The 19575-nt window shown below is 70.2% G+C and carries 18 protein-coding genes; 7 read left to right on the top strand and 11 right to left on the bottom strand.

Features of this window, described 5'->3' with window-relative positions; genetic code table 11:
* Nucleotides 1–186: 186 nt before the first annotated feature.
* Complete coding sequence (locus ACIPC1_RS24020) at nucleotides 187–822, bottom strand: nuclear transport factor 2 family protein (RefSeq protein ID WP_402520153.1); 636 nt, start codon at nucleotides 820–822, stop codon at nucleotides 187–189.
* Between the two features lie 239 nt (nucleotides 823–1061).
* Here ACIPC1_RS24020 and ACIPC1_RS24015 point away from each other — a divergent pair, with 239 nt between their 5' ends.
* Nucleotides 1062–1697, top strand: a complete 636-nt coding sequence (locus ACIPC1_RS24015; protein ID WP_402520151.1) for a TetR/AcrR family transcriptional regulator — start codon at nucleotides 1062–1064, stop codon at nucleotides 1695–1697.
* 73 nt (nucleotides 1698–1770) lie between these two features.
* Here the strand turns inward: ACIPC1_RS24015 and ACIPC1_RS24010 are convergent, their stop codons facing one another.
* The 6 genes from ACIPC1_RS24010 to iolC are packed head-to-tail and all read right to left on the bottom strand — an operon-like array spanning nucleotide 1771 to nucleotide 8845.
* The gene (locus ACIPC1_RS24010) at nucleotides 1771–2556 is read right to left on the bottom strand and encodes a GntR family transcriptional regulator (protein WP_402520149.1); all 786 of its coding nucleotides are present in this window, start codon (nucleotides 2554–2556) and stop codon (nucleotides 1771–1773) included.
* Nucleotides 2557–2587: 31 nt separating this feature from the next.
* Nucleotides 2588–4081, bottom strand: a complete 1494-nt coding sequence (locus tag ACIPC1_RS24005) for a CoA-acylating methylmalonate-semialdehyde dehydrogenase (protein WP_402520147.1) — start codon at nucleotides 4079–4081, stop codon at nucleotides 2588–2590.
* Nucleotides 4082–4110: 29 nt separating this feature from the next.
* Nucleotides 4111–5988 (bottom strand): 3D-(3,5/4)-trihydroxycyclohexane-1,2-dione acylhydrolase (decyclizing), encoded by a 1878-nt coding sequence (gene iolD, locus ACIPC1_RS24000; protein ID WP_402520145.1) that lies wholly within the window; start codon nucleotides 5986–5988, stop codon nucleotides 4111–4113.
* Nucleotides 5988–6884 carry a 5-deoxy-glucuronate isomerase gene (iolB, locus tag ACIPC1_RS23995; protein ID WP_402520143.1) on the bottom strand — a complete coding sequence of 299 codons (897 nt, stop codon included), beginning with the start codon at nucleotides 6882–6884 and terminating at the stop codon, nucleotides 5988–5990. The genes iolD and iolB overlap by 1 nt, the downstream gene beginning before the upstream one ends.
* 14 nt (nucleotides 6885–6898) lie before the next feature.
* Nucleotides 6899–7777 carry a deoxyribose-phosphate aldolase gene (locus ACIPC1_RS23990; protein ID WP_402520141.1) on the bottom strand — a complete coding sequence of 293 codons (879 nt, stop codon included), beginning with the start codon at nucleotides 7775–7777 and terminating at the stop codon, nucleotides 6899–6901.
* A gap of 51 nt (nucleotides 7778–7828) precedes the next feature.
* Nucleotides 7829–8845, bottom strand: a complete 1017-nt coding sequence (gene iolC, locus ACIPC1_RS23985; protein ID WP_402520139.1) for a 5-dehydro-2-deoxygluconokinase — start codon at nucleotides 8843–8845, stop codon at nucleotides 7829–7831.
* Nucleotides 8846–9134: 289 nt separating this feature from the next.
* Between iolC and ACIPC1_RS23980 the strand changes: the two genes are divergently transcribed.
* From ACIPC1_RS23980 to ACIPC1_RS23965, 4 genes are read left to right on the top strand one after another with little or no spacing between them, the layout of a single operon-like run.
* Nucleotides 9135–10154: a sugar ABC transporter substrate-binding protein gene (locus ACIPC1_RS23980; protein ID WP_402520137.1), complete on the top strand. Its 1020-nt coding sequence runs from the start codon at nucleotides 9135–9137 to the stop codon at nucleotides 10152–10154.
* Complete coding sequence (locus ACIPC1_RS23975; protein ID WP_402520135.1) at nucleotides 10154–11230, top strand: ABC transporter permease; 1077 nt, start codon at nucleotides 10154–10156, stop codon at nucleotides 11228–11230. The genes ACIPC1_RS23980 and ACIPC1_RS23975 overlap by 1 nt, the downstream gene beginning before the upstream one ends.
* Nucleotides 11231–11235: 5 nt before the next feature.
* On the top strand, nucleotides 11236–12147 hold the full coding sequence (locus tag ACIPC1_RS23970) for an ATP-binding cassette domain-containing protein (RefSeq protein WP_402520133.1): 912 nt from the start codon (nucleotides 11236–11238) through the stop codon (nucleotides 12145–12147).
* Between the two features lies 1 nt (nucleotide 12148).
* On the top strand, nucleotides 12149–13057 hold the full coding sequence (locus tag ACIPC1_RS23965; protein WP_402520131.1) for a sugar phosphate isomerase/epimerase family protein: 909 nt from the start codon (nucleotides 12149–12151) through the stop codon (nucleotides 13055–13057).
* 59 nt (nucleotides 13058–13116) lie between these two features.
* On the opposite strand, the gene ACIPC1_RS23960 is transcribed toward ACIPC1_RS23965, so the two are convergent.
* The 3 genes from ACIPC1_RS23960 to ACIPC1_RS23950 are packed head-to-tail and all read right to left on the bottom strand — an operon-like array spanning nucleotide 13117 to nucleotide 16123.
* The gene (locus ACIPC1_RS23960; RefSeq protein ID WP_402520129.1) at nucleotides 13117–14121 is read right to left on the bottom strand and encodes a Gfo/Idh/MocA family oxidoreductase; all 1005 of its coding nucleotides are present in this window, start codon (nucleotides 14119–14121) and stop codon (nucleotides 13117–13119) included.
* Between the two features lie 41 nt (nucleotides 14122–14162).
* Nucleotides 14163–14939 (bottom strand): SDR family oxidoreductase, encoded by a 777-nt coding sequence (locus ACIPC1_RS23955; RefSeq protein WP_402520127.1) that lies wholly within the window; start codon nucleotides 14937–14939, stop codon nucleotides 14163–14165.
* A gap of 8 nt (nucleotides 14940–14947) precedes the next feature.
* Nucleotides 14948–16123, bottom strand: a complete 1176-nt coding sequence (locus ACIPC1_RS23950; protein WP_402520125.1) for a phytanoyl-CoA dioxygenase family protein — start codon at nucleotides 16121–16123, stop codon at nucleotides 14948–14950.
* Nucleotides 16124–16230: 107 nt separating this feature from the next.
* Between ACIPC1_RS23950 and ACIPC1_RS23945 the strand changes: the two genes are divergently transcribed.
* Nucleotides 16231–17262 carry a LacI family DNA-binding transcriptional regulator gene (locus tag ACIPC1_RS23945; protein ID WP_402520123.1) on the top strand — a complete coding sequence of 344 codons (1032 nt, stop codon included), beginning with the start codon at nucleotides 16231–16233 and terminating at the stop codon, nucleotides 17260–17262.
* On the opposite strand, the gene ACIPC1_RS23940 is transcribed toward ACIPC1_RS23945, so the two are convergent.
* Nucleotides 17243–18403: a Gfo/Idh/MocA family protein gene (locus tag ACIPC1_RS23940; protein WP_402520121.1), complete on the bottom strand. Its 1161-nt coding sequence runs from the start codon at nucleotides 18401–18403 to the stop codon at nucleotides 17243–17245. The two genes, ACIPC1_RS23945 and ACIPC1_RS23940, sit on opposite strands and share 20 nt — an antisense overlap.
* A gap of 109 nt (nucleotides 18404–18512) precedes the next feature.
* On the opposite strand from ACIPC1_RS23940, the gene ACIPC1_RS23935 reads away from it, so the two are divergent.
* On the top strand, nucleotides 18513–19538 hold the full coding sequence (locus ACIPC1_RS23935; RefSeq protein ID WP_402520119.1) for a LacI family DNA-binding transcriptional regulator: 1026 nt from the start codon (nucleotides 18513–18515) through the stop codon (nucleotides 19536–19538).
* The last annotated feature ends 37 nt before the right edge of the window (nucleotides 19539–19575 follow it).

The following is a 19575-nucleotide window of genomic DNA, read 5'->3' as shown; positions in this document are numbered from 1 at the left end:
GGCGAGCCGACATCGACGTGTTCCGAACCACCGCGAGATCTCACGTGGTTGATGCGGAAGTTGAAGCAGCTGTGCCGGTTCTTCGCACCCCAAGTGAGGTTCGAGGACCGGTGGAACCTGCCCCGACCGGTCCCGGCGGGCGATGCGCGGCCGGTAGCGGCGGGCATCACCCGCCCGGGAGCGACCTCAGGGCTTCTCGACCGCCGACGCCCAGTCGAAGTTCACGCCCATCTGGGCGTACATGGCCGAGTACCCGACGAAGCAGTTGAACTTCTCGACCTTGCCGTTGTGCAGGTACCAGAAGTCGGCGGTCGGCGCGTCGACCCTCGCGCCGGTCGGCTTGACGGTGCCCGCCGGCGACTGGAGGGGCCCTTCGAACGTGCCTTGGATCGACAGCTCGATGCTGACCACGTCACCGTTCACGGTGATGCGCTTGAGGTCGCGGTGGACATCGGGGAAGAGGTTGGCCATGTAGGTCGGAACGCCGCCGAGGGCATCGCCCCGATAGGACTGGCCGGCGACCACGTCGTTGAAGACGCCGTCCTTGGCGAAGCTGTTGACGAACGCGTCGACGTCCAGGCTGTCGCCCTCCGCCACGTGGTAGGCGCGCAGGACGACTGCGAGGTTGGCCCGCTCCTTCTTGGTCAGGTGGCGGTCCGTGAGCGGCAGCTTTGACAGGTCGCCAGGACTCAGGTCCGCGACGGCCGCGGTGCTGCCGGCGGCAGGGCCTGCGGCCTGTGTCGGCGCAGCGGCGATGGAAAGACCGCCCAGGATCGCTATAGCGGCCGTGGCGGTGATCGTCTTCCGGCTGAGCAACTTCATGTCGTGTTCCTCCAGGTTGGTTCCCAGGATCTGAGACCCGTCGCAACGGTCCCTCGCGCTTCCTTAGTAAATCAAACGCTCGCTTTAATTTATGAACGGCAGTGCGGGATGTCAAGCAGATGTTTGAGTTGTCTGATGGCGCCGCGTGCCCCTGGGGTCGGGGTCGGCCGAGTTCAGTCTCGATCCGCGAGGCGGCTGATTGACAATGAACTCAATCGGCTGCTTGAATACATTCTGTGATGCGAGAGGACAAGACGGACCTGCGCCGAGAGGCCGGTCAGCGTACGCGGGACGGTTTGCAGTCGGCCGCCCTGGAGCTGCTCGCGCAGCGAGGCCAGGAGGGCGTGACACTCCGCGAGATCACGGCTCGCGCCGGAGCCAACGTCGCAGCGGTGAGTTACCACTTCGGGTCGCTGAAGGCGCTGTGCGACTCGGCGATCGAGCACGCGTTGGAAAGCTATCTGGACGCGCAGATCCTGGCACTCGGTTCCCTTGGCTCCACGGCGACGCTGCGGGAGGTGGCGGGAGCCTTCGCCGGGCCGATGGTGCGCGCGCTGGCGGCCGGTGGGCAGGACCTGGCGGTGATGCGGACCGTGGCGCGCGTCGGCATCGATCCGCCCCAGGGGTGGGAGCGGCTGACCGGCAAGTTCGACCAGAGTCGCCGGGAGGCCCTCCGGGTGCTGACACCCAACCTTCCCGGAGTCGACGAGCAGGAACTGATCTTCCGTACGCGATGCGCAGCCGGCCTGCTGAACTGGCTCGCGCTGGCACCCATCGGCGCCGAGCTGGCCACCATGTCCGCCGAGCAGATCGCGCGACAGCTGGTCCCAGTGGTGGCCGGGGCGTTCCGCGGGGACGCCGCCGTCGGCCGCTGACCAGGCCGAAGACCACCGGAATCCCCACAACCCGAAGGATTGCTGGACAAGGGAGCGGCCGATACCTCGTACGTCAGCTTCTGACCAGCAACTGGAAGTCGAAGGTGTACCGGGACGCGCGGTAGATGTGCGTCCCGTACTCGACCGCGCGGCCCGTGTCGTCGTACGCCGTGCGCTGCATGGTGAGCAGGGCCGCCCCCTCCTTCTCGTCGAGGCGGGCGGCCTCCTCGGCGGTGGCCGAGCGGGCGCCGATGGTCTGGCGGGCGCTGTGCAGGGTGATGCCGGCGCTGCGCATCATCCGGTACAGGCCGGTCGACTCCAGTCGGCTGGTGTCGAGTTCGAGGAGCTGCGCGGGCAGGTAGTTGCAGAGGAGGGCCATGGGCTGGCCGTGCGTGGAGCGCAGCCGCTCCAGGAGCGTGACCTCGCTGCCCTCCGCGACGCCGAGGGCGGCCGCGACATCGGCGGTCGCGGGCACGCCCTCGTTGCGCACCACCTGGGTGGAGGGGCCCTGCCCGGCCGACTCCAGGTCGTCGTAGAGGCTGCTGAGCTCCAGTGGCCGCTTGACCTGGCTGTGCACCACCTGCGTGCCGACCCCCCGCCGGCGCACCAGCAGGCCCTTGTCGACGAGGGACTGGATCGCCTGGCGGACCGTGGGCCGGGACAGGCCCAGACGCGCCGAGAGGTCGATCTCGTTGCCCAGGAGGTTTCCCGGGGCGAGGGACCCGTGCTCGATCGCCGCCTCCAGTTGTTGCGCGAGCTGGTAGTACAAGGGCACCGGACTGCTGCGGTTCAGGGCGAAGTTCACGGCGTCGAGCGCGGGGGCGGTCACGGCACGGGAGCGGTCACGGATCGCGGCCACGGGGGCTCCGTCCTCTCGAATCGTCGTGGGGTCAGGAATGGCTGGGGAAGCCGAGGTTGATCCCGGCGTCCGACGGGTCCGGCCAGCGCGTGGTGATCACCTTGCCCTGGGTGTAGAAGGCGACGCCGTCGTTGCCGTACACATGCAGGTCGCCGAAGAGGGAGTCCTTCCAGCCGCCGAAGGAGTGGTAGCCGACGGGGACCGGGATCGGCACGTTCACGCCGACCATGCCCGCCTTGACCTCCAGCTGGAAGCGGCGGGCCGCGCCGCCGTCGCGGGTGAAGATCGCGGTGCCGTTGCCCCAACGGGAGTCGTTGATCAGCTTGATGGCCTCGTCGTACGACTCCGTGCGGACGACGACGAGCACCGGCCCGAAGATCTCGTCGCGGTACGCGTCCGCGGTCAGCGGCACCTTGTCCAGGAGGGAGACGCCGAGGAAGAAGCCGTCCTCGTGGCCGTCGACCGAGAAGCCGGTGCCGTCGACCACGACCTGCGCACCCTGCTCGGCGGCCGACGCGACGTACGACGCCACCTTGTCGCGGTGCTCGCGGGTGATCAGCGGGCCCATCTCGGAGGCCGGGTCGTTGCCGGGACCGATGCGCAGCTTTCCGGCGCGCTCGGCGATCTTGGCGACCAGCTCGTCACCGGTGCCGCCCACCGCGACCACGACCGACACGGCCATGCAGCGCTCGCCCGCCGAGCCGTAGGCCGCGTTGATCGCCTGGTCGGCGGCGAAGTCCAGGTCGGCGTCGGGCAGGACCAGCATGTGGTTCTTGGCGCCGCCCAGAGCCTGCACGCGCTTGCCGTGCTCAACTGCCCTGAGCTGGATGTACTTTGCGATCGGGGTCGAGCCGACAAAGGAGACGGCCTCGATGTCCGGGTGTTCCAGCAGGCGATCGACGGCCACCTTGTCACCCTGTACGACGTTCAGCACGCCGTCCGGCAGGCCCGCTTCGGAGGCCAGTTCGGCCAGCCGGAAGGACGCCGAGGGGTCCTTCTCGCTGGGCTTCAGTACGAAGGTGTTGCCGCACGCGATGGCGATCGGGAACATCCACATCGGCACCATGGCCGGGAAGTTGAACGGTGTGATCCCCGCGACCACGCCCAACGGCTGGCGGATCGAGGCCACATCGACGCGGGTCGACACCTGCGTGGACAACTCGCCCTTCAACTGCACGCTGATCCCGCAGGCCAGCTCCACGATCTCCATACCGCGCGCGACCTCGCCGAGCGCGTCCGAGTGCACCTTGCCGTGCTCGGCGGTGATCAGCTCGGCGATCTCGTCGCGGTGCGCGTCCAGCAGCTCGCGGTACTTGAACAGGATCGCCGTCCGCCGGGCGATCGAGGCCGTGCCCCAGCTCTCGAACGCGGCCTTCGCCGAGGCCACGGCGGTGTCCACCTCGTCCACGGTCGCGAAGCCGACCTGCTTCTCCTGGGCGCCGGTGGCCGGGTCGTATACGGGTCCGAAGCGGCCCGACGTGCTCTCGACGGGCTTGCCGTCGATCCAGTGGGTGATGGTCTTCATGGTGCAAAAGCCTTTCGGGGGAGGGGAGTTCAGAGGTGGCGGCGGCGGTCGGCGACCTGGCGGTCGTAGGCCGAGCGGGCGCTCGTCGCGGCCTCGCGGGACGCCACCTCGGCCACGGGGACGTCCCACCAGGCCTCGGCCGGGGGAGCGGTCGGTGTGGCGGTGTCCGTCTCGACGTACACGCAGGTCGGCCGGTCGGAGGCGCGGGCCGTGGCGAGCGCCTCGCGCAGTTCGCGCACCGTCTTGGCGCGCAGTACGTCCATGCCGAGGCTGGCCGCGTTGGCGGCGAGGTCGACCGGGAGCGGGGCGCCGGAGAAGGTGCCGTCGGCGGCGCGGTAGCGGTAGGCGGTGCCGAAACGTTCGCCGCCGACCGACTCGGAGAGGCCGCCGATGGAGGCGTAGCCGTGGTTCTGGATCAGGACCACGTTGACCGGCAGACGCTCCTGGACGGCGGTGACGATCTCGGTCGGCATCATCAGATAGGTGCCGTCGCCGACCAGCGACCAGACCGGCGTGTCGGGGGCGGCCTGCTGGACCCCGATGCCGGCCGGGATCTCGTAGCCCATGCAGGAGTAGCCGTACTCCAGGTGGTACTGGCGCGGGCTGCGCGCCCGCCACAGCTTGTGCAGGTCGCCGGGGAGTGAACCGGCCGCGTTGATCACCACGTCGTCGTCGCCCACGATCGCGTCGAGAGCGCCGAGCAGTTGGGTCTGGGTCGGTACGGCGTTCTCGTCGGCGGCGGTGAAAGCGGCGTCGACAACTTGTTCCCAGCGGTCCTTGCCGGCGCGGTACTCGGCCTCGTAAACCGAGTTCACACGGTGGCCGGACAGTGCCTGCGTCAACGCCGTGAGCCCCGCCCTCGCGTCGCAGACCAGCGTCCGCGCCGCCAGCTTGTGAGCGTCGAACGCGGTGATGTTGAGGTTGACGAAGCGGACATCCGGGTTCTGGAAAAGGGTGCCGGAAGCCGTGGTGAAGTCGGTGTAGCGGGTGCCGACGCCGATCACCAGGTCCGCCGTGCGCGCGATGTCGTCACTGACCGCGGTTCCGGTGTGGCCGATGCCGCCCAGGTCGGCGGGGTGGTCGTGGCGGAGCGAGCCCTTGCCCGCCTGGGTCGACGCGACCGGGATGCCGGTGGCGTCCACCAGCGCCTTCAGCGCCTCCTCGGCGCGGCTGTGGTGGACCCCGCCGCCCGCGACGATCAGCGGGCGTTCGGCGGCCCGGATCGCCGCCACCGCCTCCGCCAGCTCGAACGGGTCGGGCGCGGGCCGCCGTACGTGCCAGACGCGCTCGGCGAAGAACTCCTCGGGCCAGTCGTGGGCCTCGGCCTGAACGTCCTGCGGCAGGGCGAGAGTTACGGCTCCCGTCTCGACGGGGTCGGCGAGGACGCGCATGGCGTTCAGAGCGGAGGGGATCAGGGCCTCGGGGCGCGTGATCCGGTCGAAGTAGCGGGACACCGGACGCAGCGTGTCGTTGACCGACAGGTCCGCCTCGACCGGGTGCTCCAGCTGCTGGAGGAGCGGGTCGGCGGCGCGGGTGGCGAAGTAGTCGCCGGGGAGGAGAAGGACCGGCAGGCGGTTGATCGTGGCCAGCGCGGCGCCCGTGACGAGGTTGGTGGCGCCCGGTCCGATGGACGTGGTGACCGCCTGCGCGGACAGCCGGTCGAGGTGGCGGGCGTAGCCGACCGCCGCGTGCACCATGGCCTGCTCGTTGCGGCCCTGGTGGTACGGCATCGCCTCCTCACCCGCCTCCAGGAGTGCCTGGCCGATGCCCGCCACATTGCCGTGGCCGAAGATGCCCCAGGTACCGGCGATCAGCCGGTGCCGTACGCCGTCGCGCTCGGTGTACTGGACCGATAGGAAGCGCACCAGGGCCTGGGCGACGGTCAGGCGGCGGATGGGGGTGCTCATCAGGACTTCTCCGGTGCCGTGTAGAGGGGAAGACGGGGGTCGACGGGCTGCTCGGCCCAGGTGTCGCGGACCCAGGCGTGGTCGGGGTGGTCGCAGATCAGCCAGGCGCGGTCGTCCTCGGGACCCGCCATGACGTTGAGGTAGTACATGTGGTGGCCGGGCACCGCCATCGAGGGCCCGTGCCAGCCGTCGGGGATCAACACGACGTCTCCGCCGCGCACTTCGGCCAGCACGTCCGTGTGACGGCCCTGCCCGGACGGGGAGACGCGCTGGTAGCCGAGCCCGGGCGTGCCCTCGTGGTCGGAGAACTCGAAGTAGTAGATCTCTTCGAGGACGGACTCCTCGCCGGGGCGGTGTTCGTCGTGCTTGTGCGGCGGGAACGACGACCAGTTGCCGCCCGGCGTGATCACCTCGACGGCGATCAGCTTGTCGCACTCGAAGACGCCTGCCGCGCCGAAGTTGTTGACCTGGCGGGAGCTGCTGCCGGTGCCGCGCAGCTCCACCGGCACCGCCGAGGCCGGTCCGTAGCGGGCGGGCAGGCGGCGGGTGCAGCGCGCGCCGGTGAGGGCGAAGCGTCCGCCGCCGGTCGACGAGATCGTCGTACGGGCATCGCGTGGGACGTATGCGAAGTCGCTGACGGCGGTGAACACGCTCTTCCGGCCGTGGAGTTGGAAGGTCTCGTGACCGAAGTCGTCGTCGGTGGCGACGGTGCAGGCGCCGCTCAGCGGCAGCACGATCCACTCGCTGTCGCCGGTGTCGAAGGTGTGCCCGCCGCCCGGCGGCAACTCCAGGACGCGCAGGCTGGAGTAGCCCCAGTCCGCGGACTCGGGGGTGACGTCCACGACGTAGGGGCCACCCAGGGCCTTTCCGGCGGGAAGGTGATATGCACTGGTCATCGTGTGCCTCCGGTTCACAACAGGCTCACGGCCGTGTCCACGGCCGTCTCCACGCTGCCCTCGGCGGGGTACAGCAGGGAGCGGCCGACGACCATGCCCTGGACGGTTGGCAGGCGCAGTGCCTTGCGCCAGCGTTCGTACGCGCCCTCCTGGTCGTCCCCGACCTCGCCGCCGAGGAGGACGGCGGGCAGGGTCGACGTCTCCAGGACCTCGGCCATGTCGTCGGGGTCGTGGGTGACGGGGAGCTTCAGCCAGGTGTAGGCGGAGGTGCCGCCCAGGCCCGAGGCGATGGCGATCGAGCGGATGACGGCCTCGGCGGACAGGTCGTTGCGGACCGCGCCGTCGATCCTGCGGGAGATGAACGGCTCGACGAACAGGGGGAGTTGGGCCGCCGCCATGTCGTCGATGGCGCGCGCGGTGGACTCCAGGGTGGTCAGCGAGCCCGCGTCGGCGTAGTCGATACGGAGCAGCAGCTTGCCCGCGTCGAAGCGGAGCCGGGCGATGTCCTGGGCCCGGTGGCCGGTGAACCGGTCGTCCATCTCGAAGCTGGCGCCCGACAGGCCGCCGCGGTTCATCGAGCCCATCACGACCTTGCCGTCCAGGACCCCGAGCAGCAGCAGGTCCTCCAGGATGTCGGCGGTGGCCAGCACTCCGTCGACGCCCGGCCGGGACAGCGCGACGCACAGGCGCTCCAGCAGATCGGCCCGGTTCGCCATGGCACTGCGGCGGTCGCCGACGCCTAGGGCGCCGCGCGCCGGATGGTCGGCGGCCACGATCATCAGCCGGCCGCTGTCACCGAGCAGCGGACGGCGCACCCGTCGGGCGGCCGCCTCGGCGACGGCCTCCGGATGCCGGGCTCTGACCGTGACCAGGTCGGGGATGCTGATGCTCAAGAGAAGCTCCGTTCAGGGGTGGCTCGGTCGGCCGCGAACTCCACGGCGTGCTCAGCCGCTCACTCGGGCGCCTGCGCGGGCGCTTACTCCGGCACCTACTCCGGCATCTACTCCGGCGCTTACGAGGAGGTCCTCGACCTCGGACCCGGTCGGCATCGCGGAGGAGCAGGCGAGCCGGGAGGCGACGAGAGCGCCGGCCGCGTTGGCGTACCGCATGGTGGTCTCCAACTCCCAGCCGGACAGCAGCCCGTGGCACAGTGAGCCGCCGAACGCGTCGCCCGCGCCGAGGCCGTTGAGCACCTCGACCGGGACCGGTGGCACCTCGGCGGTCGTGCCGTCGCGGTGCATGGCCAGGACGCCCTTGGGACCCTGCTTGACGACGGCGAGTTCCACGCCCGCGTCGAGCAACGCCTGGGCGCAGGCGCGCGGTTCGCGGACGCCGGTGGCGATCTCGCACTCGTCGAGGTTGCCGACCGCGACGGTCGCGTGACGCAGCGCTTCGGCGTAGTACGGGCGAGCCTCCGCCGGGTCCCGCCAGAACATCGGGCGCCAGTCGAGGTCGAAGACCGTGGTGCCCGCCCTGTCGCGCGCCTTGAGCGCGGCGAGCGTGGCCGAGCGGCTCGGCTCCTCGCTCAGGCCGGTGCCGGTGATCCAGAAGACGCGGGCCGCGCGGATCGCGAAGAAGTCCAGCTCGCCGGTGTGGATCTCCAGGTCGGGAGCCTTGGGCCGGCGGTAGAAGTACAGCGGGAAGTCGTCCGGCGGGAAGATCTCGCAGAACGTGACCGGGGTCGGGTACTCGGCGACCGGCGTGACCCAGCGGTCGTCCACGCCGAACTCCCTGAGCGCCTCGTGGAGATAGACGCCGAAGGGGTCGTCGCCGGTGCGGGTGATCACCGCGGTGGTACGGCCGAGCCGGGCGGCCGCGACCGCCACGTTGGTGGCCGAACCGCCGAGGAACTTCCCGAAGGTCTCCACCCGCTCCAGGGGCACGCCTGTCTGTAGCGGGTAGAGATCCACCCCGATGCGGCCCATCGTGATCAGATCGAAGGACTGGGCTGACTCGGCCATGCGCGACGCTCCTCGATCTGGGGGAGGGGGCGGGTCCCAGCGGGCCTGCCGCCTACCAGGTGTAGGTCGCGGAGGGGGACGCTGTCAATAGTTTGTACTTACATTCGGACCTGCTTGTGAAATGATGTCTTAACAAAGTATTGACAGCGGACGCGCCCAGGGATTGGATTCCGTCCCAACACGACAGCCGTTTTTCGCGGCAAAAGACCCGGATCTCCGCAGATCCGGGCCCCCGGATCCTTGTGATCTCTGCTCCCTTTCCCCCATAGCACAGTGAGGTGCAGGAAAGATGGACCGCTCTTCTCAGACCCGCTTCCGCAGAATGGCCCCCTTCGTAGCCGTGGCCGCGGCAGCGGCCCTGACCCTCGCTGGTTGCTCCAGCAGCTCGGGCGGCAAGAAGTCCGAGGAGAGCGCCGGCGGCGCCTCCGCGGGTCAGGCCACCACTCCCCGTATGACGGTCGCCCTGGTCACGCACCAGGCGCCCGGCGACACGTTCTGGGACATCGTCCGCAAGGGCGCCGAGGCCGCTGCCGCCAAGGACAACATCGATCTCGTCTACTCGGCCGACCCGAACGCGGGCAACCAGGCCAGCCTGGTCCAGAACGCCATCGACCAGAAGGTCGACGGCATCGCGATCACCCTCGCCAAGCCCGACGCGATGAAGGACGTCCTGGGCAAGGCGAAGTCCGCGAACATACCCGTGGTCGGCCTCAACTCCGGTGTCAGCGACTGGAAGAGCCTCGGCCTGCTGGAGTTCTTCGGCCAGGACGAGACCGTGGCCGGCGAGGCGCTGGGCAGCAAGCTGAACTCGGAAGGCGCCAAGAAGGTCGTCTGTGTCATCCAGGAACAGGGCAACATCGGCCTGACCCAGCGCTGCGACGGTGTGAAGAAGACCTTCAGCGGAACCACCGAGACGCTGAACGTGAACGGCACCGACATGCCGTCCGTGAAGTCGACGATCACCGCCAAGCTCACCCAGGACAAGGCCATCGACTACGTGGTCACGCTGGGCGCCCCGTTCGCGCTCACCGCGGTGCAGTCGGTGTCCGACGCGGGCAGCCAGGCGAAGATCGCCACCTTCGACCTCAACAAGGACCTGACGACCGCCATCAGCGCGGGCACCATCCAGTTCGCCGTGGACCAGCAGCCCTACCTCCAGGGCTACCTGGCGGTGGACTCGCTGTGGCTCTACAAGAACAACGGCAACTACAGCGGTGGCGGTGAGCAGCCCGTGCTGACCGGCCCCGCCTTCGTCGACAAGACCAATGTCGACAGCGTCGCCAAGTTCGCCGCCAACGGGACCCGGTGATGAGCATGACCCGGCATGCCGAGCCGGCGGTGAACACACCGCCGGCCTCCGGCCCCAGGCAGAGCGACGGCCGGACCGCGCAACGCCCCCTGGCCCTCAGGCTGTTGGCCCGTCCAGAGGTCGGTGTCTTCCTGGGTGCCGCCGCGGTCTACGTGTTCTTCCTGATCTCCGCGCCGCCGGTGCGCGAGGCCAACTCCATGGCGAACGTCCTGTACCAGTCGTCGACGATCGGCATCATGGCGCTGCCGGTGGCCCTGCTGATGATCGGCGGGGAGTTCGACCTGTCGGCCGGCGTCGCGGTGATCACCTCCGCGCTCACCGCGAGCATGCTCAGCTACCAACTGACCATGAACGTATGGGTCGGTGTGATCGCCGCGCTGGTCGTTTCGCTGGGGATCGGCTTCCTCAACGGCTGGCTGGTGGTCAAGACCGGACTGCCCAGCTTCCTGGTCACCCTGGGCAGCTTCCTGATCCTGCAAGGCGTCAACCTGGCGGTCACCAAGCTGGTCACCGGCAATGTGGCGACCGACGACATCAGCACCATGGACGGCTTCGACCAGGCCAAGAAGGTCTTCGCGTCGAGCTTCGACATCGGTGGCGTCCAGGTGAAGATCACGATCTTCTGGTGGCTGCTCTTCGCGGCCATCGCCACCTGGGTGCTGCTGCGCACCAAGTACGGCAACTGGGTCTTCGCGGTCGGCGGCAACAAGGAGTCCGCGCGGGCCGTCGGTGTGCCGGTGGCCTTCACCAAGATCTCGCTGTTCATGCTGGTCGGCTTCGGAGCGTGGTTCATCGGCATGCACCAGCTGTTCTCCTTCAACACCGTCCAGTCGGGCGAGGGAGTCGGCCAGGAGCTGATCTACATCTCCGCGGCCGTCATCGGCGGCTGTCTGCTGACCGGCGGCGCGGGCTCCGCGATCGGTCCGGTCTTCGGCGCGTTCATGTTCGGCATGGTGCAGCAGGGCATCGTCTATGCCGGCTGGAACCCCGACTGGTTCAAGGCGTTCCTCGGCGTGATGCTGCTCGGCGCCGTCCTGATCAATCTGTGGGTCCAGCGCACAGCGACCCGGAGGTGACCCCTATGACCAACAACGCACCCGGCACCCACGGCGCCATCCTCAAGGACACCGTCCCCCAGGGCGAGGCCCCTCTCGTGGAGCTGCGCAACGCGGGCAAGTCGTACGGCAACATCCGCGCCCTGCACGGCGTCGACCTCACCGTCCGCCCCAGCCAGGTCACCTGCGTGCTTGGCGACAACGGCGCCGGCAAGTCCACCCTGATCAAAATCATCTCCGGGCTGCACCAGCACACCGAGGGCGAGTTCCTCGTCGACGGCGAACCGGTGCACTTCTCCACCCCGCGCCAGGCCCTCGACCGTGGTATCGCCACCGTCTACCAGGACCTGGCCACCGTCCCGTTGATGCCGGTGTGGCGGAACTTCTTCCTCGGCTCCGAGATGACCAAGGGCCCCTGGCCGATCCGCCGCCTCGACATCGAGAGGATGAAGAAGACCGCGGACGAGGAGCTGCGCAACATGGGCATCGTCCTGGACGACCTGGAACAGCCCATCGGCACCCTCTCCGGCGGTCAGCGCCAGTGTGTCGCCATCGCCCGTGCCGTCTACTTCGGCGCCCGCGTGCTGATCCTGGACGAGCCGACGGCCGCCCTCGGCGTCAAGCAGTCCGGTGTCGTCCTGAAGTACATCGCCGCAGCCCGCGACCGCGGTCTCGGCGTCATCTTCATCACCCACAACCCGCACCACGCCTACATGGTCGGCGATCACTTCAGCGTGCTGCGCCTGGGCACCCTGGAACTCAGCGCGGAGCGCAACGAGATCACCCTCGACGAGCTGACCAACCACATGGCCGGCGGCACCGAACTCGTCGCCCTCAAGAATGAGTTGGCCCAGGTCCGCGGTGTCGACGTGGAGGGTCTCCCCGAGGAGAGGGACCTCAAGGCTCCGGTGACCGCTTCGCCCGAAGGGACCTCCTGACATGCCCGACCGTCCCTTCCTGGACCGCATCCGGGTCGGCTCCGCACCCGACTCCTGGGGCGTCTGGTTCCCCGAGGACCCCCAACAGGTGCCGTGGCAGCGCTTCCTGGATGAGGTCGCCGAGGCCGGCTACTCCTGGATCGAGCTGGGCCCCTACGGTTATCTCCCGAGCGACCCGGCCCGGCTCACCGACGAGATCGCCCGGCGCGAGCTGAAGGTCTCCGCGGGCACCGTCTTCACCGGCCTGCACCGCGGGCCCGCCGTCTGGGACTCCACCTGGGAGCACGTGAGCCAAGTGGCCGAGCTCACCCGGGCGATGGGCGCCAAGCACCTCGTCGTCATCCCCTCCTTCTGGCGGGACGACAAGACCGCCGAGATCCTGGAGCCGCCGGAGCTGACCGGCACGCAGTGGGCCCACCTCACCAAGGGCATGGAACGTCTCGGGCACGAGGTCAAGGAGACGTACGGCCTCGACATCGTCGTGCATCCGCACGCCGACACCCACATCGACACCGAGGACCACGTCGAGCGCTTCCTCGACTCGACCGACTCCGAACTGGTCAACCTCTGCCTGGACACCGGGCACTACGCCTACTGCGGCGGCGACAGCGTCAAGCTGATCGAGACCTACGGCGAACGCATCGGCTATCTCCACCTCAAGCAGGTCGACCCGGAGATCCTTGCGGACGTACGGGCGAACGAGGTTCCCTTCGGGCCCGCCGTGGCGCGCGGAGTGATGTGCGAACCGCCGTCCGGCGTACCGGAGTTGGAGCCGGTGCTGATCGCCGCGCAGCGGCTGGGCGTGCAGCTGTTCGCGATCGTCGAGCAGGACATGTACCCGTGCGAGCCGGACAGGCCGTTCCCCGTCGCGGAGCGCACCCGCAAGTTCCTGCGTTCCTGCGGCGCCTGACGACGGCGGCGCCGCGTACACCGGGGTCGGTGTACGCGGCGCCGCCGACTTCAGCCCCCTCAGGCCTCCCGTACCTCCTGGACCGTGACGGGGCGGTGCTCGTGCAGGGAAAGGGTGCAGGCGTCGGCGATCCAGCCGGCCTCCAGCGCGTCGGCGACCGTGCACGGGGAGGGCCGGGTGCCTGCCACGACCTCGGTGAACGCGGTGAGTTCGGCCCGGTAGGCGGCACCGAAGCGGTCCATGAAGAAGTCGTACGGCGTGCCGGCCGGGAAGGTCACGCCGGGCTCGACCGAACGCAGCGGGAGCCTGTCCTCAAGCCCCACGGCGATGGTGTCCTTGAAGCCGTGGATCTCCATGCGGACGTCGTGACCCCGGCCGTTGTGGCGGGAGTTGGAGACCACCGCGACGGTGCCGTCGTCCAGCGTGAGGATCGCGCCGGTGGTGTCGGCGTCGCCCGCCTCCCTGATGTACTCGGCACCCCGGTTGCCGCCCACCGCGTACACCTCGGTCACCTCCCGGCCGGTCACCCAGCGGATGATGTCGAAGTCGTGGACGGAACAGTCGCGGAAGATGCCTCCGGACGCGGCGATGTACGCGGCCGGCGGCGGCGCCGGGTCCAGCGTGGTCGACCGTACGGTGTGCAGCTTGCCCAGTTCGCCGGACCGGACGGCGGCTCGCGCGGCCACGAAGCCGGCGTCGAAGCGGCGGTTGTAGCCGATCTGGATCGGCACCTCGCTGCCCTGGACGGCCCTGAGTACCTCGACGCCCTCGCGCATGGTCCTGGCGACGGGCTTCTCGCAGAAGACGGGGATGCCTGCCTCGACGGCGGCGAGGATCAGGCCCGGGTGGGCGTCCGTCGCCGCGGCGATCACGACACCGTCCACCCCGGCGGCCAGGACGGCCTCGGGGGAGTCCGCGACCTCGGCGCCGAACCGCTCGGCGGCCTTCTTCGCGGCCTCCGTGAACGGGTCGGCCACTACGAGGGACTCGACCGCGTCGAGTCCGGAGAGGGTCTCGGCGTGGAAGGCGCCGATGCGGCCGAGGCCGAGGATTCCGATGCGCATGGTCGTGCAACTCCTTAGAGGTGGTACGAGCGGAGGGGGGTCTAGTCGAGTCCGCCGAGGACGTTCTGGTCCCAGTCGATGACCGAACCGGTGACCACCCCGGACCGGTCGGACAGCAGGAACACCACGAAGTCGGCGATCTCGTCCGGCTGGCCGAGCTTGCCCATCGGGAGCCGTTCGGCGGCCTGTTCGAGCCAGTTGTCACCGGCGCCGTGGAAGGCCCGCTGGGTCGCGTCCTCGCCCTCGGTCGCGGTCCAGCCGATGTTCAGCCCGTTGATCCGGACCCGGTCGAAGCGGTGCGCGTGCGCGGCGTTGCGGGTCAGTCCGATCAGCCCGGCCTTCGCGGCGACGTACGGCGCGAGGAAGGGCTGCCCGCCGTGCGCCGAGGACGTGATGATGTTGACGACCGTGCCGGGCGCCCTGCGCGCCACCATGTCCGCGACCACCGCCTGCATCGCGAAGAACGGCGCCTTCAGGTTGATCGCGATGTGCTGGTCGAACAGCTCGGGCGTGGTGTCGAGCAGCGTGCCGCGCGAGGTGAGCCCGGCGGAGTTCACCAGGCAGTCCACCCGGCCGTGTGCGGCGATCACCTCGGCCGCGGACGCCTTCGCCTGCTCGGCGTCCGCCAGGTCGGCGCGTACGAACATCGCCTTGCCGCCCGCCTCGGTCAGCTCGGCCACCAGGGCCTCACCGGGCTCGCGGCGGCGGCCGGTGACGGCCACCACCGCGCCCTCGCGCACCGCGGCGCGGGCGATCGCGGCGCCCACGCCCTGGCTGCCGCCGTTGACGAGGACGACCTTGTCGTCGAGAAGTCCCATGGTGTTCCTCAGCTCTCGCGTCGTCCGGCACCGGCCCGCAGCTCCTCGCGGAGCGCCTGGGGGGTCCATCCCTCGCGCACCGCACGGCGTACGAGGTCCGCCTGCGAGGGCGGCGCCAGGCCGTCGACCGGCGGGTCGCTGTCGAGGTTGGTGGGGAAGGGGTAGCCCTCGGCGCAGGCCGCGATCACCGTGTCCAGCCACTCCGCGCCCACGCCCTCGGCCCTGCGCTTCAGCAGCACGGGGAAAACGGCGTTGGTCACCGCCTCGCGGTCCACCGTCTCCATCGCCCGCCCGAACGCGGAGGACACCTGGAGCAGATTGGCCATGCGCCGGACGTCCGCCGTGCGGTTGGTGCCGGCCGCGTGGAAGAGCGCGGGGTTGAAGAAGGCGGCATCGCCCTTGGCGAGCGGGAGTTGGATGTGATGGGCCTCGAAGTAGGCCTGGAACTGCGGGAGTCGCCAGGCCAGATAGCCCGGCTCGTACTTCTGGGAGTGCGGCAGGTACATCGTCGGGCCCGACTCGACCGGCATGTCGCAGTGCGCGACCGCCCCTTGGAGCGTGAGCACGGGGGAGAGGCGGTGCACATGCGCCGGGTAGCCGGCGGCGACCTCGTTGGTGAGGAAGCCGAGGTGGTAGTCGCGGTGCACGGTCTGCGCCGCGCCGCCCGGGTGGACCACGTTGACCTGCGAGGTGACCTGGTAGCCGGGGCCGAGCCAGGCGATGGACACCAGGGCCAGGATGTCGTTCGCGTAGTAGTCGGCGAACGCCTCCGGGTCGTGGAGGGCGGCCTTCTCCAGGGCGTTCCACACCCGGTCGTTGGCCCCCGGCTTGGCGAAGTGGTCCCCGGCGCCCGCGCCCGAGGCGCGCTGCTCGGCGATCAGGGCGTCGAACACCGCGGTCGTACGGTCGACGACCGAGGTGTCCGGGAAGGCGCCCTGGAGGACCACGATGCCGGGCCCCTCGGCGAGGGCCCGGACCAGTTCGGCCTGGACCTCGCGGCGCTCGCCGGCCGCCCCGGACTTGCGCAGCCGGTCGCCGTCGTAGACGAGGACGTTGCGCTGCACCGAGGAGGCGTACGGAAACTCGGAGAGGCCGGTCGGCCGCTCGACCAGCGCACGGAAGGCGTCGAGGTCGCAGTCCTGCTCGGAGAGCCAGGCGCGGCGTTCTGCGGAAGTGAAGGACATCGTCGTCCCCTCGGGTCATGGACCGGTGCGGCTCTGTCATTCTTGTCATGACAAACCCATCGAACAACCAGCAGGAACCCATCAAAAACCCCTCAGGGAGCCGTCGTATGGGCCACCCCTTCCCGATCCGGGAAATCGCACGTCAGGCAGGTCTGAGCGAGGCCACCGTGGACCGGGTCCTGAACGGCCGGGGCGGCGTGCGGGACAGCACCGTGCGTGAGGTCCGCCTGGCCATCGCCGACCTGGACCGGCAGCGCACCCAGGTCCGGCTGGTCGGCCGTACGTTCATGATCGACATCGTGATGCAGACGCCGGAGCGGTTCTCCACCGCCGTACAGGCCGCCCTGGAGGCCGAGCTGCCCGACCTGCGCCCTGCGGTCGTGCGCTCACGCTTCCACTTCCGCGAGACCGGGCCGGTGGAGGAACTGGTCGGGACGCTGGACCGGATCGCGCGACGCGGCTCGCAGGGCGTGATTCTCAAGGCCCCGGACGTGCCGGAGGTGACCGCCGCCGTCGGCCGGCTCGTCGCCGCCGGGATCCCCGTCGTCACCCTGGTCACCGACCTGCCCACGAGCGCCCGGCTCGGCTACGTCGGCATCGACAACCGGGCGGCGGGCGCGACGGCCGCCTACCTCATGGGCCAGTGGCTCGGCGAACGGCCCGGCAATGTGCTGACCAGCCTCAGCAGCGGCTTCTTCCGCAACGAGGAGGAGCGCGAGATGGGTTTCCGGGGCGCGATGCGCGCCCGGCACCCGGAGCGGACCCTCGTCGAGATCGCCGAGGGGCAGGGCCTGGACGCCACCGAGTACGACCTCGTCCGGGCGGCGCTCCGGCGCGACCCCGACATCCGGGCGGTCTACTCGATCGGCGGCGGCAACATCGCGACCCTGCGCGCCTTCGCGGACCTGGGCCGCGAGTGCGCCGTGTTCATCGCCCACGACCTCGACCACGACAACACCCGGCTGCTGCGCGAACACCGCCTCTCCGCCGTGCTCCACCACGATCTGCGCCAGGACATGCGCGAGGCCTGCCGTCTGGTCATGCGGGCCCACGACGCCCTGCCACCCGCCGGTCCGACACCGCCGTCCACGATCCAGGTCGTCACGCCCTACAACATGCCTACGACGACGCCACGTTGACCCAGGAGCGGCTCTGTGCCGACCGCGCCATGGCATCGAGTACGGCCGCACTGCGCTCGGCGTCCCGGAGCGTGGCACCGTACGGTTTCCCCTCGGCGACGGAACGCAGGAAGCGGTACGCCTCGATCACCTTCAGGTCGTCGTAGCCCATGGCGTTGGCGGCGCCCGGCTGGAAGGCGCCGAACTCCCCGTCGCCAGGCCCGACATACACCGTGCTCACCGGCTGGTCCTGATACGTCGTACCGCGGCTGACGCCCAACTCGTTCATCCGGCGGAAGTCCCAGAACACCGCGCCCTTGGTGCCGTGCACCTCGAAGCCGTAGTTGTTCTGCTCGCCGACCGAGACCCGGCAGGCCTCCAGGACACCGCGGGCGCCGGAGGCGAAGCGCAGCAGACAGTTGACGTAGTCCTCGTTCTCGACCGGGCCCAGGTCGCCACCGGAGGACCGGCTGTGACCGGTGGTCGCGCCGGTCGGGCGGGCCCGCTCGGGCACGAAGACCGCCGTGTCGGCGGTGAGCGAGGTGATGTCGCCGAGCAGATGGCGGGCCAGATCCGCGCCGTGCGAGGCCAGGTCGCCCAGCACTCCGCTGCCGCCGCGCTCCCGCTCGTACCGCCAGGTCAGCGCGCCCTCGGGATGCGCCGCGTAGTCGCTGAACAGGCGGACGCGGACATGGGTGACCGTGCCGAGCTCACCGGAGGCGATCAGCTCGCGGGCGGCTTCCACGGCAGGTGCGTTGCGGTAGTTGAAGCCGACGGCCCCCTGCACACCGGCCTTCGCGACCGCGTCGGCGACCGCCCGGGCGTCCGCCGCCGTCAGGCCCACCGGCTTCTCGATCCAGAGGTGCTTGCCGGCCTCGGCCATCGCGACGCCGATCTCGCGGTGCAGGAAGTTCGGCGCGGTGATGCTCACCGCCCGGACGCGCGGATCGGCGGCCACCTCGCGCCAGTCGCGGACCGCGGTGGCGAACCCGAACTGCGCGGCGGCCTCCTCGGCGCGGCCCGGGACGTCCTCGGCGACCGTCACCAGCTCCGGGCGCAGGGCCAACTGCGGGTAGTGGTGGCGGACTCGGGCGTACGCCTGGGTGTGCACCCGGCCCATCCAGCCGAATCCGACGACGGCGACACCGAGCGCATCCACCATGACAGCCCCTCTTTGGACCGGTCCATTCTCTGCCCAAGCCACCCTGAGCGGGGTTCTTCCTGGTGTCAACCCTTTGACAGGCGCGAGTGGTGCATGGAACGGTCCAGAGATGAGACCGCCGACGAGTCCGGATACGAGACCGCCGACGATCCGCGACGTGGCCGACCACGCCGGTGTCTCCAAGTCGCTGGTCTCCCTGGTGCTGCGCGGCTCCGACCAGGTGCGCCCCGAGAAGCGCGAGGCCGTGCTGCGGGCCGTACGGGAACTCGGCTACCGGCCGAACGCCGCCGCGCGCAGCCTCAGCGAACAGCGCACCCGAACCGTCGGCGTCCTCCTGAACGACCTGCGCAACCCGTGGTTCGTGGACCTCCTGGACGGCCTGAACCCCCTGCTCCACGACAACGGCCTGCACATGCTCCTGGCCGACGCCCGCCTCAACCGCCGCACCGGCCAGGACCTGGCAGGCCCCTTCCTGGACCTCCGGGTCGACGGCCTGGTCGTGGTCGGCACCCTGCCCGACCCGGCCGCACTCGGCCCGGTCGCCGCGCGCATCCCGGTCGTCGTCGCGGGCGCCCGCGAGCCGGTACCGCCAGGCGTCGACCTGGTGGCGGGCGACGACGAGCGGGGCGCCCGGCTGATCACCGAGCACCTCATCGGCCTCGGCCACCGCCGGATCGCGCACATCGCGGGCTACGGCGCCGTCGGCGAGCTGCGCAGGGCGAGCTTCGAGGCGACGATGCGGGCGCACGGGCTCGCGGACGGCGCGCTCGTCGAACCCAGCGACATGACCGAGGAGGGCGGCTACCGCAGCACGGTGCGGTTGCTCAGCGGCCCGCGGCGGCCCACCGCCATCCTCGCCGTCAACGACATCGCCTCGGTCGGCGCGCTGTCGGCCGCCGAGGAGCTCGGCCTGAGCGTCCCCCGCGACCTCTCCGTCACCGGCTACGACAACACGAGCATCTCCCGGCTGCGCCACGTCTGGCTCACCACCGTCGACAACGCCGGCCACGAGGTCGGCCGCCGCGCGGCCCGCTGCCTCCTCGACCGCTTCGACACACCCGACGCTCCGGGGCGCGTCCACCTTGCCGCGCCCGCGCTGGAGATCCGGGGGACGACGGGCACCGCCAGCGGTTGATCGCGCGGGCCTTGCGCAGTGTGTCGTGCACCGGCTG

This window comes from Streptomyces sp. NPDC087263 (genome assembly GCF_044744645.1).
Classification (GTDB): Bacteria; Actinomycetota; Actinomycetes; order Streptomycetales; family Streptomycetaceae; genus Streptomyces.
The sequence above is the reverse complement of the archived record's forward strand: the minus strand, read 5'-3'. Positions and strand labels throughout refer to the sequence as shown.

What these genes read in the sequence shown, in the direction of transcription:
- ACIPC1_RS24020 (WP_402520153.1), bottom strand. Translation starts at nt 822, where the DNA reads ATGAAGTTGCTCAGCCGGAAGACGATCACCGCCACGGCCGCTATAGCG.
- ACIPC1_RS24015 (WP_402520151.1), top strand. Translation starts at nt 1,062, where the DNA reads ATGCGAGAGGACAAGACGGACCTGCGCCGAGAGGCCGGTCAGCGTACG.
- ACIPC1_RS24005 (WP_402520147.1), bottom strand. Translation starts at nt 4,081, where the DNA reads ATGAAGACCATCACCCACTGGATCGACGGCAAGCCCGTCGAGAGCACG.
- iolD (WP_402520145.1), bottom strand. Translation starts at nt 5,988, where the DNA reads ATGAGCACCCCCATCCGCCGCCTGACCGTCGCCCAGGCCCTGGTGCGC.
- iolB (WP_402520143.1), bottom strand. Translation starts at nt 6,884, where the DNA reads ATGACCAGTGCATATCACCTTCCCGCCGGAAAGGCCCTGGGTGGCCCC.
- iolC (WP_402520139.1), bottom strand. Translation starts at nt 8,845, where the DNA reads ATGGCCGAGTCAGCCCAGTCCTTCGATCTGATCACGATGGGCCGCATC.
- ACIPC1_RS23980 (WP_402520137.1), top strand. Translation starts at nt 9,135, where the DNA reads ATGGACCGCTCTTCTCAGACCCGCTTCCGCAGAATGGCCCCCTTCGTA.
- ACIPC1_RS23975 (WP_402520135.1), top strand. Translation starts at nt 10,154, where the DNA reads ATGAGCATGACCCGGCATGCCGAGCCGGCGGTGAACACACCGCCGGCC.
- ACIPC1_RS23970 (WP_402520133.1), top strand. Translation starts at nt 11,236, where the DNA reads ATGACCAACAACGCACCCGGCACCCACGGCGCCATCCTCAAGGACACC.
- ACIPC1_RS23965 (WP_402520131.1), top strand. Translation starts at nt 12,149, where the DNA reads ATGCCCGACCGTCCCTTCCTGGACCGCATCCGGGTCGGCTCCGCACCC.
- ACIPC1_RS23960 (WP_402520129.1), bottom strand. Translation starts at nt 14,121, where the DNA reads ATGCGCATCGGAATCCTCGGCCTCGGCCGCATCGGCGCCTTCCACGCC.
- ACIPC1_RS23955 (WP_402520127.1), bottom strand. Translation starts at nt 14,939, where the DNA reads ATGGGACTTCTCGACGACAAGGTCGTCCTCGTCAACGGCGGCAGCCAG.
- ACIPC1_RS23950 (WP_402520125.1), bottom strand. Translation starts at nt 16,123, where the DNA reads ATGTCCTTCACTTCCGCAGAACGCCGCGCCTGGCTCTCCGAGCAGGAC.
- ACIPC1_RS23945 (WP_402520123.1), top strand. Translation starts at nt 16,231, where the DNA reads ATGGGCCACCCCTTCCCGATCCGGGAAATCGCACGTCAGGCAGGTCTG.
- ACIPC1_RS23940 (WP_402520121.1), bottom strand. Translation starts at nt 18,403, where the DNA reads ATGGTGGATGCGCTCGGTGTCGCCGTCGTCGGATTCGGCTGGATGGGC.
- ACIPC1_RS23935 (WP_402520119.1), top strand. Translation starts at nt 18,513, where the DNA reads ATGAGACCGCCGACGAGTCCGGATACGAGACCGCCGACGATCCGCGAC.